This is a genomic window from Clostridium frigoris, from assembly GCF_018861865.1.
Taxonomy (GTDB): Bacteria; Bacillota; Clostridia; order Clostridiales; family Clostridiaceae; genus Clostridium_AD; species Clostridium_AD frigoris.
The window spans coordinates 32,775-47,685 of record NZ_JAHLDV010000027.1; the positions used below are offsets into that span (position 1 = coordinate 32,775).

The 14,911-nt window shown below is 30.2% G+C and carries 12 protein-coding genes; 7 read left to right on the plus strand and 5 right to left on the minus strand.

Annotated features, from left to right (window positions below; all coding sequences use genetic code 11):
* Positions 1-49: 49 nt before the first annotated feature.
* The 4 genes from KPL37_RS12010 to KPL37_RS12025 all read right to left on the minus strand — a co-directional run bounded on the left by KPL37_RS12010 (position 50) and on the right by KPL37_RS12025 (position 4,161).
* Positions 50-1,213, minus strand: a complete 1,164-nt coding sequence (locus tag KPL37_RS12010; protein WP_216149665.1) for an iron-containing alcohol dehydrogenase — start codon at positions 1,211-1,213, stop codon at positions 50-52.
* Between the two features lie 154 nt (positions 1,214-1,367).
* A complete protein-coding gene (locus KPL37_RS12015; RefSeq protein ID WP_216149667.1) occupies positions 1,368-1,802 on the minus strand; it encodes a MarR family transcriptional regulator in 435 nt (144 codons plus the stop codon).
* 210 nt (positions 1,803-2,012) lie between these two features.
* Positions 2,013-2,612 (minus strand): type 1 glutamine amidotransferase domain-containing protein, encoded by a 600-nt coding sequence (locus tag KPL37_RS12020; RefSeq protein ID WP_216149669.1) that lies wholly within the window; start codon positions 2,610-2,612, stop codon positions 2,013-2,015.
* A gap of 334 nt (positions 2,613-2,946) precedes the next feature.
* Positions 2,947-4,161 carry a DUF5780 domain-containing protein gene (locus KPL37_RS12025; RefSeq protein WP_216149671.1) on the minus strand — a complete coding sequence of 405 codons (1,215 nt, stop codon included), beginning with the start codon at positions 4,159-4,161 and terminating at the stop codon, positions 2,947-2,949.
* A gap of 317 nt (positions 4,162-4,478) precedes the next feature.
* Between KPL37_RS12025 and KPL37_RS12030 the strand changes: the two genes are divergently transcribed.
* The 7 genes from KPL37_RS12030 to KPL37_RS12060 all read left to right on the plus strand — a co-directional run bounded on the left by KPL37_RS12030 (position 4,479) and on the right by KPL37_RS12060 (position 13,781).
* Positions 4,479-5,342: a glucosaminidase domain-containing protein gene (locus tag KPL37_RS12030; RefSeq protein WP_216149673.1), complete on the plus strand. Its 864-nt coding sequence runs from the start codon at positions 4,479-4,481 to the stop codon at positions 5,340-5,342.
* A 216-nt stretch (positions 5,343-5,558) separates the two neighbouring features.
* Positions 5,559-6,998 carry a PTS system trehalose-specific EIIBC component gene (gene treP, locus KPL37_RS12035; protein ID WP_216149676.1) on the plus strand — a complete coding sequence of 480 codons (1,440 nt, stop codon included), beginning with the start codon at positions 5,559-5,561 and terminating at the stop codon, positions 6,996-6,998.
* A gap of 37 nt (positions 6,999-7,035) precedes the next feature.
* On the plus strand, positions 7,036-8,715 hold the full coding sequence (gene treC, locus KPL37_RS12040; RefSeq protein ID WP_216149678.1) for an alpha,alpha-phosphotrehalase: 1,680 nt from the start codon (positions 7,036-7,038) through the stop codon (positions 8,713-8,715).
* 104 nt (positions 8,716-8,819) lie between these two features.
* Positions 8,820-9,530: a trehalose operon repressor gene (gene treR / locus KPL37_RS12045; RefSeq protein ID WP_216149680.1), complete on the plus strand. Its 711-nt coding sequence runs from the start codon at positions 8,820-8,822 to the stop codon at positions 9,528-9,530.
* Between the two features lie 53 nt (positions 9,531-9,583).
* Entirely contained in the window at positions 9,584-10,063 is a 480-nt protein-coding gene (locus KPL37_RS12050) for a PTS sugar transporter subunit IIA (protein WP_216149682.1), read from the plus strand.
* Positions 10,064-10,500: 437 nt separating this feature from the next.
* Positions 10,501-13,104, plus strand: a complete 2,604-nt coding sequence (gene adhE / locus KPL37_RS12055; RefSeq protein WP_216149684.1) for a bifunctional acetaldehyde-CoA/alcohol dehydrogenase — start codon at positions 10,501-10,503, stop codon at positions 13,102-13,104.
* Positions 13,105-13,145: 41 nt separating this feature from the next.
* Entirely contained in the window at positions 13,146-13,781 is a 636-nt protein-coding gene (locus KPL37_RS12060; RefSeq protein WP_216149686.1) for a redox-sensing transcriptional repressor Rex, read from the plus strand.
* 325 nt (positions 13,782-14,106) lie between these two features.
* Here the strand turns inward: KPL37_RS12060 and KPL37_RS12065 are convergent.
* Positions 14,107-14,911, minus strand: an 805-nt coding sequence (locus KPL37_RS12065; protein ID WP_216149688.1) for an IS256 family transposase, incomplete at its 5' end; no start/stop codon positions are given.

The window sequence follows — 14,911 nt, forward strand, 5'->3', positions numbered from 1 at the left end:
TTTCTATATCTTTTTTATTATTTGCTCATTATAAATATTTCAGCATTTTTTAGAAAGCAGCTTTATATATATTTAGTACATCTCGTGAATCTAGAGGTTTAAAGCTTCCAAGTTTTCCGCGCATAGTAGCTTGTTTTGCCATTTCTTCTAGTTTTTCTTCCTTAATTCCAACTTCTCTTAAAGTGGAAGGTATTCCTAATGATAAAAAGTGCTCTCTTGTCTTTTTAATAGCACTATGAGCTATTTCATATTTGTCAGAGCTAGCATCAAGTCCCCAAACATTAACTCCATATTCAACAAACTTACTTACTGTATTATCATTTAGTGCATACTCCATCCAATGTGGTGTTAAAATTGCAAGTCCAACTCCATGAGTAATATCATAGAATGCACTTAACTCATGCTCCATTGCATGAACACTCCACTCTGTTTCTTTTCCGTAACTTAACAAACCATTTATAGCAAGACTTGAAGCCCACATTAAATTAGATCTTGCTTCATAATTTGTAGGATCAGACATTGCTATTTCTCCATATTTTATACAAGTTTTAAGAAGTGCTTCCGCCATTCTATTTTGCATAAAAGCTTCATTTGTATTACTAAAGTACACTTCAAAAATATGACTCATTATATCAGCTGTACCTGCTGCTGTTTGATTTTTAGGCACTGAAAATGTATAAGTAGGGTCTAATATTGAAAATTTAGGTGCCATATCCTCATTACCAGTGGCTATTTTTTCACTAGTTTCTATATTTGTAATTACTGCTCCTGCATCCATTTCAGAACCAGTCGCCGCTAATGTTAGTATAGTTGCAATTGGAAGAACTTTATTTATTTTTCTTGGATCAAGTACAATGTCCCATGCATCACCCTCATAATAATATCCAGCTGCTATTACCTTTGAGCAGTCAATTACACTTCCTCCACCTACAGCAAGTATAAGATCTACTTTATTTTCTCTGCATATTTCAATTCCTTTTTTTACGCTTGATATTCTTGGGTTAGGCTCTACACCTGATAATTCGAAAAAATTTATTTTATTTTTGTTAAATATATCTGTAATTTTACCATATAATCCACTTTTCTTTATGCTACCACCACCGTAAACAAGCAAAACTTTAGAACCATACTTCTTTACGTTTTCTGCAAGTTTATCTATTTTATCCTTTCCAAAAAATATTTCTGTCTGTATTGAATAATCAAAATTTAACATTTTATAATCCCCTTTTTTTAAAATCGCTTTTTTACAAACATTCATTTCCTTACTCTTATAACTCTTAAGGTTTTGTTCATTTTAATAATATCTTTTATGCTATAAATTATATTGTTACGTACGTGTACGAACTATGCTCTATTGAAAAAAGCTTTTACAGCATTCTTTCAAGGTTGCTTAAAGCTTTTTCTATGTCATTTTCAAAAGTATTCCATTGATCTTTATCAAAATTCTTTTGTAATAAATTTAAAAATTCATCTTCAATTTCATATAGTTTTTTCTTAATAAGATTAGCTTCAGGAGTTAAACTTATGTATACACTCCTTTTATCTTCAGAACAACTACACTTTTTTATTAATCCTTGATTCTCATACTTTACAATAATATCTGATAAAGAAGATTTAGAAATTTTCCAAATATTTGCTATTTCATTAAAAAGCAATGGAGTTCCATCCCCTGAAAGAATATAAAATAGTGGAACATGGTTCCGCAAAATTGGCAATCTTTCTTCATTTATTCTTTTTATAATATATTTATCAGAAATATTACAAATATCATTAATCCTTCTAATAATACACTTATCTTGCATTTTCTCACCTCATTCGTTCGAGTATGAACTTGTTTGTAAACTGACTTTAACATAAGTATCGAGTGTTGTCAATTACTATTTCATTTAAAATATCAAATACCCTGTAGTAAATTATTCTTACAAGAAACTCGCTTTACAGCGAGTTCTTATTACTTTAATTATATATTAAATTTGAATCCGAGAGTGTACATAGCATTAAAATAAATAGTATTATTTGGTATTAATTAAATTTTGTAAAATTATCTCAGCTATTTTATGGCTTGATTGAGGATTTTGACCAGTTATAAAATTTTTGTCTACAACTACTTTCTCGGTAAAATCTGCACCTTTATCAATAATTGCTCCTTGCTGCCTTAATCTACTCTCTACTGCGAAAGGAACTTTATCTGATAAACCAGCAAGCTCTTCTTCAGTATCAGTAAAAGCAGTTAAACTTTTACCATCTACAAAATATTTTCCATCTTTATTTTTAATGTTAGCAAAAGCTGCAACGCCATGACATACACCAGCTACAACATCCCCATTATTATAAGTATCTAAAATTAATTTTTCTATGTTTTTGTTATTTACAAAGTCAATTAAAGGACCATGACCACCTGAAAATAATATAGCATCATAAGAATTTTTCATGGTAGTCTCTAAAGATTGTGTATTCTCTAGTAATTTGTAGGCAACTTCGTGTTCACTCGGAATCCCATTTGGGATAGAATTTTTATCTAGCACTACTTTCCCACCTAAAATTGAAGCTATGTCTACTTCTAATCCGCTTTTTTGAATACATTGTATGGTTCTGCAAGTTCCTCTAACCATAACCCAGTTGGATGTCCATTCATATTGTTTTCACTTGTAGATATTAATAATATTTTTTTGTTCATATTTTTTCTCCTTTTTAATATATTCTTTTATTATTTGATTGTAAATCGTTTTGATCCCAATTGCAATAACAAATTTAACTATTTTTCCATTTATTACTTTAATTGTTAATTCAACGACATTTCTACATATTGGTTTAGATACTGTACTCAATCTGTTTTTTCATATCTTAAGACATAAGAAAACCCACAACTAATTAATTTTAATTAGTTGTGGGTTTTACGTGATAAAATTGGAGAGCATTCATGAATAAACTTTATACCATTGTTTTCTATTTTAACTGCTTTCCTAAATGCTCTTCCTTCCAATAATCATAATAATCATTTGTCCATTTGCTTCCATCATAATATTCAACCTCTATAACACAAGCAATTATTTTATTAATTGTTCCATAATCTGTATACAAATTCCATACATAATCTTCTCCAAAGGATTGACCAGGTTGAATATTTGCTGAATCTACTTTCCCTTGAAAAAGTTGATTTTCTCCTGCAAGCGTTCCTGATTCAAGAGGATATCCATTACTATCATACATCAGAATTCCAACGCTATATTTTTTTATAACTTTATTAGTTTTATTTTTAACTATAACTTTGGCTTCATCATTAAGGTTAAAGTAATCTGAAACAACATTACAACTAAGTACATCAACTTCTTGTTTTCGTATAAATCCTTCCATCTTTTGTTTTCTTTCAGCCTCTACTTTAGTAGCTTCTAACTTTTCATATACTGATGTTTTAGCAGTTAAATCTGTATCATTAGGTAAAATAGTAATAGCTTCAGACAATACTCCTACCACTTTTTCGTACTCTTTATTATTGGCGAAATTTTCAACACTCTTTAATACTTGATTCTTATATTGTTTCTCATTATTTTTGATTTGTACTTTTGCACTTTCATAATTTTTATCATCCGATATAACACTCTTATACTCTTTTATTGCATTTATAAAATCTTTGTTTTTTATGAATTCTTCTCCTTTTTCAAATGCAATTCTTGAATTGTTAAGATTATTAGTTTTAGTAATTGAATTATTAACCTCACTAGATACTAATCCGGTCTCCTTTATTATCTTAAGTTTACTGTTTACTTTAACATAATCTATTTCATCATTTACAAATAATTTTTCTATTTTAGTAATTTCATCCTTCAAAAATATGTTTATATTATTTTCTCTATCGAAATTACCTCTAATTTTATCATCATAAATTTTAACTGCTTCTGCCTGTTTATTATTTTTAATATCACTTTTAAATTTAGATATAGGGTTATTAAAATATATAATTCCAGTGACCATACAAATTATTATTACTAAAACTGAACATGCTATAATCGATTTCTTTTTATTACTAAATGATTTTATTTTAACTATAATATTTATTAATTGATTGCCTTGTTTTTTATTATTCTGTGATAACTCTGCTCCACAGTTGTTGCAGAACAAACTTTCTTCTTTATTTTCAGAACCACACTTGGGACACACCATTTTTAAATTCCTCCTATTATTTACATACAACTTGACTATACTATATATACCCCTCTCCAAACTAATTTAACTCACTACCACTGCATTCACAAAAGGCACATACTATAAACGCTTTCTAGACCATTTTAGTTTCAATAAAAACAGTAATGGTATAAATTACATTTACCATTGCCACTTAAATCAGAGACATAAAAAGCAAAGATAGCCACAGGCAACAAATATTTGGTTTGTTTTAGAACAAATGTATCGAAAAATGAAAAACAAATAAAACTAGTTCCTCCATATATATAAGTTAAAACCCTAAGGAGGAATTACTAATGAACAAAACTCAAATAATTGAAAGCCTGGTGCCAGGAGCTTTACTCTCCTATGAAAAACACAGCATATTCCCATCTTTAACTATAGCTCAAGCTATACTTGAAACCGGCTGGTTAAATCATGTTAAATGTAACAACATCTTCGGCATCAAATGGACAAAAAACTGTGGATATGAAGTCCAAGAATTTAACACTCATGAGTTTATAAATGGTATAAACACACCTATGGTATGTAAGTTTAGAAAATATAACTCAATTGGTGATAGCCTACTAGACCATGGAAAACTTTTAAGTTATAGTAGGTATAAGTCAGTAATAGCATCTAAAACCTACACTGAAGCCTGCATAAACGTTTATAATTCAGGCTACTGCACCGATGCTGAGTACCCTAAAAAACTTATAAACATAATTGAGCAAAACAAGCTTTATATTTATGATGCTGCACCTATCAGTAAACATTCTAACAGTGATGATTCTGAAAACATAAAATATTTTCAAAGTTGCTTAATTAAAATGAAGATTAAAGATATTAATAATAATGTTTTAGTAATGGATGGTTTAAGTGGCATACTTACCACTAGTGTTGTTAAAAAGTTTCAAAATATAGTAGGCATTACTTCAGATGGCATATGTGGATCAACTACTCTAGCTGCAATTAAAATAATTATGAATAAGCCTACTTGCAGTATTAATAACACTACAAATAAATTAGCTATAAGATACCTCCAATATAGGGTTGAAACCAATATTGATGGCATTTATGGATCTGTTACTAAAAGCTGTGTTGAAAAATATCAGAAAAACAACAAATTAGTAATTGATGGGATTATAGGTAAAAGTAGCTGGCAATATCTGCTCTCTTAGATTATCAATTTGTTCACGAGCTCTTGAAATTTTTACAATGCTCTAAGAGTAATTTAGATAAAATTGTCTGTGTAGCTTTTTAAAATAAATCAAAATAAAAATAGGCCACATGCTGGATATTAAATCCAACATGTGGCTTTTTTTCAACATGTATAAACAAGTGTTGACTTACTTGTTTATACATGTTATTCTATTACCATAAAGGGGGAGTTAAAAATGGGAATTTCAAAAATATCAGTAGAAGAAATTATTGAAGCTGTTGGTGGTAAAGATAATATATCCGCTACAACTCATTGCGTTACCAGATTAAGGTTTGCTTTAAAAGATGAAAAGAAAGTAGATAAGACTAAGCTTGATGAAATCGATTTAGTAAAGGGTTTCTTTTCTAGTAACGGTCAATTTCAAGTGGTTATAGGTCCGGGACTCGTTGACAAGGTTTATGACATACTTATCGAGATTACTGGAAATCAAAGCGCAACAAAGCAAGAAGTTAAAGATATAGCATCAAAAAATATTAATTTACTTCAGCGTCTCGTGAAAACGTTATCCGAAGTATTTATACCTATACTACCAGCTATTGTGGCTGCAGGTTTATTAATGGGTATAAATAATCTCCTCGCAGGTAAAGGTATCTTTTTCGCCAATCAGGCATTGATTGATGTTCATCCTGAACTTCGTGATATTTCAGACATTATAAATCTTATAGCTAATACTTCCTTCACATTTTTGTCAGCATTAATTGGTTGGTCAGCAGTTAAAAAATTTGGTGGAAATCCACTTCTTGGTATTGTTCTAGGATTAATGCTTGTTCATCCCTCATTACTAAACGCTTATAATTATGGAGACGCTGTAACAAAAGGGACAGTACCATATTGGAACTTGTTTGGACTAAAGGTTGCTAAAGTAGGATATCAGGGACAAGTTTTACCTGTATTAGTTTCATCTTACTTTCTAGCAAAAATAGAAATTGGTTTAAATAAACGTATTCCAGATTCTATTAAATTATTATTAGTTTCACCTATAGCACTCCTCGTTACAGGCTTCGTATCATTTATTATAATTGGACCAATAACCTTTTCACTGGGTAACGAAATTACTTATGGTTTAGTTTATATATTTAGTCACTTTCCAGTAATAGGTGCGGTTATATATGGTGGTTTCTATTCAGTACTGGTTATAACGGGTATGCATCAAATGTTCCTTGCAGTAGATATGCAACTTATAGCAAGCACAGGAGGAACTTTTCTATGGCCTATTCTTGTTCTTTGTAATATTGCACAAGGTTCTGCAGCTTTAGCGATGATGTTTATAACTAAAAACGAAAAAATAAAAGGATTAGCTTTTACATCTGCTATTTCAGCTTACCTTGGAATAACTGAACCAGCTATATTTGGAGTTAACTTAAGATTTAAATTCCCATTCTTTTCTGCTATGATTGGTTCAGCGTTAGGTGCTGTGGTCATAACAGTAAATCATGTTAAAGCTCCGTCTATAGGAGTTGGTGGATTACCTGGCTTTTTGTCAATATTTCCACAACAATGGGGTATCTTCTTTATAGGTATGATTATAGCCATAGTGGCTCCTTTTATATTAACTTTTATATTCTCAAATTTTAGTAATATTAAAATTCCAACTTTTAAAAATAAAAAATCTTAAAAAACATACAATCTTAATGCAAACGGAGGTATTACCTATGAATGAATCTTGGTGGAAAAAGTCTGTTGTATATCAAATTTACCCAAAAAGCTTTAAAGATACAACAGGAAATGGAATAGGAGACTTACAGGGGATTATTGAGAAACTTGATTACATAAAAGCTTTGGGTGTAGATGTAATCTGGATAACTCCTGTTTATGAGTCTCCACAAAAGGATAATGGTTATGATATAAGTGACTATTATAAGATAGATTCTCAATATGGAAGTATGAATACCTTTGAAAATCTATTAACGCAAGCTCATAAAAGAGGCCTAAAAATAATATTAGATATGGTTGTTAATCATACGTCTGTAGAAAATTCATGGTTTAAGAAATCTTCTGAATCTAAAGATAGTCCCTATAGGGATTTCTATATTTGGAAAGATGGTAAAGACGGTAAATGTCCCAACAATTGGAAATCTAAGTTTGGAGGCAGTGCCTGGGAGTATGACCAAACATCAAAACAATATTACCTTCACCTTTTTGACGTTACTCAAGCAGATTTAAACTGGGAAAATCAAAAGCTTAGAAAAACCATATATGATATGATGGATTTTTGGCTAAGTAAGGGAGTAGATGGCTTTAGATTAGATGTAATTAACTTATTATCTAAAGACCAGACTTTCCCAAATGACACTTTAAATACGCCTACAGAAGATGGGCGTAAATTTTATACAGATGGCCCTAAAATCCACAGATTTTTAAAGCAGCTAAATAAAAATGTATTTTCAAAATACAAGGATATATTAACAGTGGGTGAGATGTCTTCTACCACTATAGATAACTGTGTTAAGTATACAAAACCAAATGAAGAAGAATTAAATATGAGCTTTAGTTTTCATCATTTAAAAGTAGATTATCCAAGTGGGCAGAAATGGGAACTAGGAGAATTCGATTTTATAAAACTAAAAAAAATACTAACTGACTGGCAATATGGGATGATTAAAGGTAATGGATGGAACGCACTATTTTGGTGTAACCATGATCAACCAAGAGTAGTATCTCGTTTTGGAGATGACAAAGAGTACCGTAATGAGTCTGCTAAAATGCTAGCGACTACTCTACATCTATTGCAGGGAACCCCATATATATATCAAGGCGAAGAAATAGGAATGACAAATCCAAATTTTAATAAGTTGCAGGATTATAGAGATGTGGAATCCTTAAATGTTTATGATATATTAAAAGCTAAAGGTAAATCTAATAAGGAAATTATGGACATACTTAAGCAAAAGTCTAGAGATAATTCAAGAACTCCAATGCAATGGGATGATTCTAAAAATGCAGGATTTACTGATGGAACTCCATGGATAAATGTATCAAAAAACTTTTCACATATAAATGCCTCTAGTGCATTAAAAAATAAAGATTCAATTTTTTATCACTATAAAAAGCTAATAAGTTTAAGAAAAAACTATGATATAATCGCTTATGGAGATTTTCAGTCTATATTGGATAATGATCCTCAAATCTTTGCATATATCAGGCGGTATAATAACAGAAAATTATTGGTTGTAAGTAATTTTTATGCTAAATATGCCACATTTATTCTTCCCAGCGATGTGGCTATGGAAGGAGAATCTCAAGTATTAATATCTAATTATTCGGATACAAAAAACAATATAAATGAGCTATCCCTTCGTCCATACGAATCTGTAGCTTTCTATATAAAATAATATATAATAATGTAGATATTACCAATAAATCCACCATAAGTGATAGTAATTCACTATTTTGATATGTTATACTTTATATGAAAATAGTTGATGGGGGCTTATTAATGGATAAAAAATATATATATATACACGAAAAAATAAAAAATGATATACTAAGTGGTAATTATAAACCAGGTGAAAAGGTTCCTTCTGAAAATGAATTTTGTAAAATTTACAGTACAAGTCGTGGCACGGTTAGAAGAGCTTTAGATATGCTATCAGAAGAAGGCTTAATAAATAGTGTCCATGGTAAGGGATCTTTTGTTTTAGAGAACAATCAAATTGCTTTTTCGTTTGGAAAACTGGAGAGTTTTGCTGAAGTTTCTAGTATTAATAGAAATGAATTTATTACCTCTGTACCATTATTTGAAGAGGTAATAATAGATAGTGCTTTACATGAAAAAACTTGTTTGGCAGAAGGAAAAAAGGCTTACAAATTATATCGCACAAGAAGCTTAAATAATGAGAATATTATCTTAGATATTAATTATTTTCTAAAAGATAACGTTTTAAATCTTACAAAAGAAATTGCAAAAAAATCTATTTATAAATATATTGAAGAAGATTTGAATACTAAAATAGGTTTTGCTAAAAGAATTATAAAAATAGAACCTGCTAAGTCTATTGATAAAAAAAGCCTGAATATGACGACCTATGATTTCGTAGTAGTGGTGAAAAACTATGTATACTTAAATGACGGAACCCAATTTGAATATACAGAATCAAGACATCATCCTGAGCGTTTTGAATTTTTAGATTTTGCTAGGAGAAGATAATAAAATAAGTATGAATAATAAGAAACTAATAAACAGAAGGAAGGTTAAAAAATATGTTTAAATTCTTAAAAAAATCGAAGTTTGAAGTTGTATCCCCAGCTAGTGGAATATTAAAGAACTTATCAGGAGTGCCTGATGAGACGTTTTCATCTAAATGCTTAGGAGATGGCTTTGCTATAGAACCTTCAACAGGAGAAGTATATTCTCCTGTTGAAGGTAAAATAACAATGATTTTTGAAACATTACATGCCGTGGGTTTAAAATGTAATAATGGTATAGAGGTTTTACTACATATTGGAATAGATACTGTTTCTCTTAACGGTAAAGGATTTCAATCTTTTGTTACTATTGGCCAGCAAGTTAAAGCTGGTGAGTTACTTATAAAATTTGATTTAGAAACTATTAAAAGCAAGGTACCATCTACTGACATCATTGTAGTATTTACAAATGGAGAAACCTGTCAGCTTATGAAAGATTCTCAAAAGGTTACTAATGGAGAAATGGATATAGTAGATATTTTACAAAAAAAATAAAAATTTAAATAACTATTAGTAAGGGGAAACTGTCAATAGATAGTTTCCCCTTACTAAATTTATACACCTAAAATATTGTTGAATTTTTCAAATATATTTTTTATTTCAATTAATTTATTTATAACCCTAGTCGTTGTATCTTTTTCATATGGTATATATGTATAAATTAAAATGAATGTAAACGTAAATATGATACGAATTTATTGTTAAATATTTGACAAAGATATTATGCTGATCTATACTGACCTAGAACTTAAGCAAGTTATAATTCATAACATTACCAATAATACTACATAATTAAAATTTAATTACTAATATTCTTTAACCAATTGTTATATAACCTTAATTTATCTTTAAATACGATACATATATGTGTTAAATAATTATCAATATAATCTGATTTGAAATAATATAAATTTAAAAAGGAGTATATATATATGAAATTAACAAATGTAGAAGAATTAAATAAAAAACTTAAAAGTGTAAAAGAAGCTCAAAAGAAATTTTCCACTTATACTCAAGCTCAAGTGGATGAGATTTTTAAAAAAGTAGCAATGGTAGCATTAGAGGCTAGAATATCCCTTTCTAAAATGGCAGTAGAAGAAACTGGTATGGGATTATTAGAAGATAAGGTAATCAAAAATCATTTTGCAGCAGAATATATCTACAATAAATATAAAGATGAAAAAACATGTGGTGTTATCGAAAGAGATGAAACTTATGGTATAACAAAAATTGCAGAACCAATAGGTGTTGTAGCAGGTATAGTACCAACTACAAACCCTACATCAACAGTAATTTTTAAATCATTGATATGTTTAAAAACAAGAAATGGTATAATATTTTCTCCTCATCCAAGAGCAAAAAAATCAACAATAGCAACAGCAAAATTGCTTTTGGATGCTGCAGTTAAGGCAGGAGCCCCAGAGGGAATAATAGGTTGGATAGATGAGCCTTCTATAGAACTTTCACAAATACTTATGAGTGAAGCTGATGTGATACTTGCTACAGGAGGCCCAGGGATGGTTAAATCGGCTTATTCATCAGGAAAACCAGCTATTGGTGTTGGACCAGGAAATACACCAGCAATAATTGATGAAAGTGCAGATATAGAAATGGCTGTGAGTTCAATAATACTATCCAAGACATATGACAATGGTACAATATGTGCTTCAGAGCAATCTATAATAGTACTCGATTCAATATATACTAAAGTTAAAAATGAACTTATTAAAAGAGGAGCATACATATTAAATCAGGATGAAATAGATAAGGTTAAAACGGTTATGTTTAAAGATAATAGGATAAGTCCAAGTATAGTTGGAAAATCTGCTTGTGACATAGCCAAGTTAGCAGAGGTTAATGTACCGGAATGGACAAAGGTGCTTATAGGAGAAGTTAAATCAGTTGAACTAGATGAACTATTTTCAAGAGAAAAATTATCAACAGTATTAGCTATGTATAAAGTAAAAAGTTTTGATGAAGCTTTAGAAAAAGCAGAAAGACTAATTGAACTCGGTGGTTTGGGACATACATCTTCATTGTTTGTAGATTCTTTGAGAGAAAAAGAAAAAGTAGAAAAATTCAGTTCTAAAATGAAGACCGTAAGAACTTTTATAAATATGCCTTCAGCTCAAGGGGCTAGTGGTGATTTATTCAACTTTAAGATCGCACCTTCATTTACCCTAGGCTGTGGATTTTGGGGCGGAAATTCAGTGTCAGAAAATGTAGAACCTAAACATTTGTTAAATATAAAAACAGTAGCAGAGAGAAGGGAAAATATGCTTTGGTTTAAAGTACCAGAAAAAATATACTTCAAATATGGATGCTTAGAATCTGCACTTAAAGAATTAAAGAATATGGGCAAGAAGAAAGCATTTATTGTAACTGATAAAATGCTTTGTGAATTAGGATATGCAGATAAAATAACAAAAGTTCTTGAGAAAATTGATATAAGTTTCAAAGTATTTTCAGATGTTCAGTCGGATCCTACACTTGAATGTGCTTATGAAGGGGCTAGACAAATGCTTGAATTTGAGCCAGATACCATAATAACAATCGGTGGAGGATCAGCTATGGATGCAGCTAAAATCATGCAAGTGTTATATGAGCATCCAGAAGAAAAATTTCATGATCTAGCAATGAAATTTATGGATATAAGAAAGAGAATACACCATTTTCCAAAGCTTGGGATTAAGGCTATGTTAGTAGCAATACCAACAACTGCCGGTACTGGTTCAGAAGTAACACCATTTGCAGTTATAACAGATGAGAAAACAGGAATGAAATATCCACTTTCTGATTATGAATTAACACCTAATATGGCAATTGTAGATGCAGAGTTTATGATGAATATGCCAAAAGGTCTAACTGCAGCTACAGGAATAGATGCATTAAGTCATGCTATTGAAGCCTATGTATCTGTCATGGCTACGGATTATACAGATGGATTAGCACTTCAATCTATAAAAATGATATTTGAATATTTACCAACATCATATAGTGAAGGAACTACTAATATACTTGCCAGAGAGAAAATGGCGCATGCATCTACAATAGCAGGTATGGCATTTGGAAATGCATTTTTAGGAGTATGTCATTCAATGGCACACAAATTAGGATCACAACACCATATGCCTCACGGTATTGCTATTGCTGTATTGCTTGAGGAAGTAATTAAATTTAATGCAGTAGATATTCCAGTAAGACAAGCTTCATTCCCACAAAACAAATATCCCGATGCAAAGGAAAGATATGCTGCTATTTCTAATTTTTTAAATCTAGGCGGGAATACAGATGATGAAAAAGTAGCTTTATTAATAAAATCAATTACTGATCTAAAAAAAGAATTAAATATTCCGTTGACTATAAAAGATGCTGGGGTTAAAGAAGAAGATTTCTATTTAACATTGGATGATATGTCTGAGAAAGCGTTTGATGATCAATGCACTACCGCTAATCCTAGATATCCAATGATAAATGAGATAAAACAGGTATTTATAAATTCATTTGGTAAAACTAAAACAGTAAAAGTTAAATAATTTAAACTCTAATTATTATTTTTCAAAGGAGAGTTAACATTGTGGAAAATCAAAATAATATACCACTGCTGGTTATTAGACGGATGACTAAATACCATAAATATTTAATGAAACTTGTAAATAATGATGTGGTTTCAATATCCTCAAAGAAATTTGGTGAAATAATTGGATTTACAGCTAGTCAAATAAGACGAGACCTAAATTATTTTGGAGATTTTGGGACACAGAGACTAGGGTATAATGTTAAAGATTTATTAATTGAAATCAACGGTATATTGGGACTCTTAAAAAAACACAATATGATAATAATAGGAGCAAATAATATTGGGAAAGCTATTGCTAATTATACTAGATATGAACAATTAAACTTTAAATTAGTTGGTATTTTTGATGTTAATCCAGAACTTATAGGATTAACATTTCAAAATATTAAAGTGCTAGACATAGACAACTTAGTAAGCTTCTTAAAGGAAATACCAACAGACATCGGAATAATTTGCATATCAAAGAATTATGCACAAACAGTTACTGACATGATGGTAGAAAATGGAGTTAAGTGTATATGTAACATTACACCTGTGGATTTAAATGTACCAAAAGAAATAATTTTAGAAAATATCAATTTAACTAATAGTTTGTTAACACTTAAGTGTTTAATGAATGCTAGGACATATTGATAATAATGTAACTCATTGGCTGAGGGTGTAAATTATTTTGTGTATTCTCTTTCTTTAAGCAAAATAATTGAATTATTTAATTATGAAAAACTGTTAATATAGTTTATAGATATTGTTACTTTGTAATTACTTTTCAGTATATGATTTCCATTTATAGCTATTAATATACCCTCTAAATATTAGGTTAGGGCAGTGTTGAGATGTGAATTGAGTCGTTATTGAAGAATAATACATTAACGGATTATCTTTGGGTGATCCGTTTTACTTATTTAACAGGAAAATTTAAGCTATACCTCTTAGGGGTTTGAGGGACGGAGTCCCAAAGCTACGCTCCTTCATTTAAGACCTCACTAAATAATATATTGAGCTGGCTAATAACAAGGTCCCAATTTTCATATGCTCTAGTCCATTTCTTACTTACCTTTTCAGTTGCCAAATATAGCATCTTCATAAGACTATCATCGTTCGGAAATATAAGCTTTGTCTTAGTTACTTTTCTAAATTGACTGTTAAGGCTCTCTATAGCATTTGTGGTATATATAATTCTACGAATATAATCTGGAAATGCAAAGAAAGTTATAAGATTATCCCAATTATCTTCCCAGCTTTTTATTGCATTTGGATATTTACTACCCCATGTTTCTTTTGCAGACATTAAATTTTCAAGTGCAAGATCTTCATTCACTGCGCCATAAACAGCTTTCAAATCTTTTGCAAACGCCTTCTTGTCTTTATATGGTATATATTTCATACTTGCTCTCAATTGGTGAATTATACAACGTTGTATCTTTGCAAAGGGATAGACAGCCTCTATTGCTTCTTTAAAGCCACTTAAGCCATCTATACAAAACAACAAAACGTTCTTCAAGCCTCTATTTCTGAGGTCATTAAGTACTGAAAGCCAGAACTTACTACTTTCATTTGTTCCTATCCAAATACCAAGTACTTCTTTTTCTCCATCCATATTTACACCTAGCACAACATAAGCTGCCTTGATTATAATATGCTTGTCGTCACGCACTTTATAGTGTATTGCATCCAAAAAAACAAATGAGTATGTTTTTTCAAGTGCCCTATTTTGCCACTCTGTAACTACAGGCATAATCCTATTTGTTATATTCGAGACCATT

Coding starts and splice junctions, on each gene's coding strand:
- KPL37_RS12010 (WP_216149665.1), bottom strand. CDS start 1,213: ATGTTAAATTTTGATTATTCAATACAGACAGAAATATTTTTTGGAAAG.
- KPL37_RS12015 (WP_216149667.1), bottom strand. CDS start 1,802: ATGCAAGATAAGTGTATTATTAGAAGGATTAATGATATTTGTAATATT.
- KPL37_RS12020 (WP_216149669.1), bottom strand. CDS start 2,612: ATGGTTAGAGGAACTTGCAGAACCATACAATGTATTCAAAAAAGCGGA.
- KPL37_RS12025 (WP_216149671.1), bottom strand. CDS start 4,161: ATGGTGTGTCCCAAGTGTGGTTCTGAAAATAAAGAAGAAAGTTTGTTC.
- KPL37_RS12030 (WP_216149673.1), top strand. CDS start 4,479: ATGAACAAAACTCAAATAATTGAAAGCCTGGTGCCAGGAGCTTTACTC.
- treP (WP_216149676.1), top strand. CDS start 5,559: ATGGGAATTTCAAAAATATCAGTAGAAGAAATTATTGAAGCTGTTGGT.
- treC (WP_216149678.1), top strand. CDS start 7,036: ATGAATGAATCTTGGTGGAAAAAGTCTGTTGTATATCAAATTTACCCA.
- treR (WP_216149680.1), top strand. CDS start 8,820: ATGGATAAAAAATATATATATATACACGAAAAAATAAAAAATGATATA.
- KPL37_RS12050 (WP_216149682.1), top strand. CDS start 9,584: ATGTTTAAATTCTTAAAAAAATCGAAGTTTGAAGTTGTATCCCCAGCT.
- adhE (WP_216149684.1), top strand. CDS start 10,501: ATGAAATTAACAAATGTAGAAGAATTAAATAAAAAACTTAAAAGTGTA.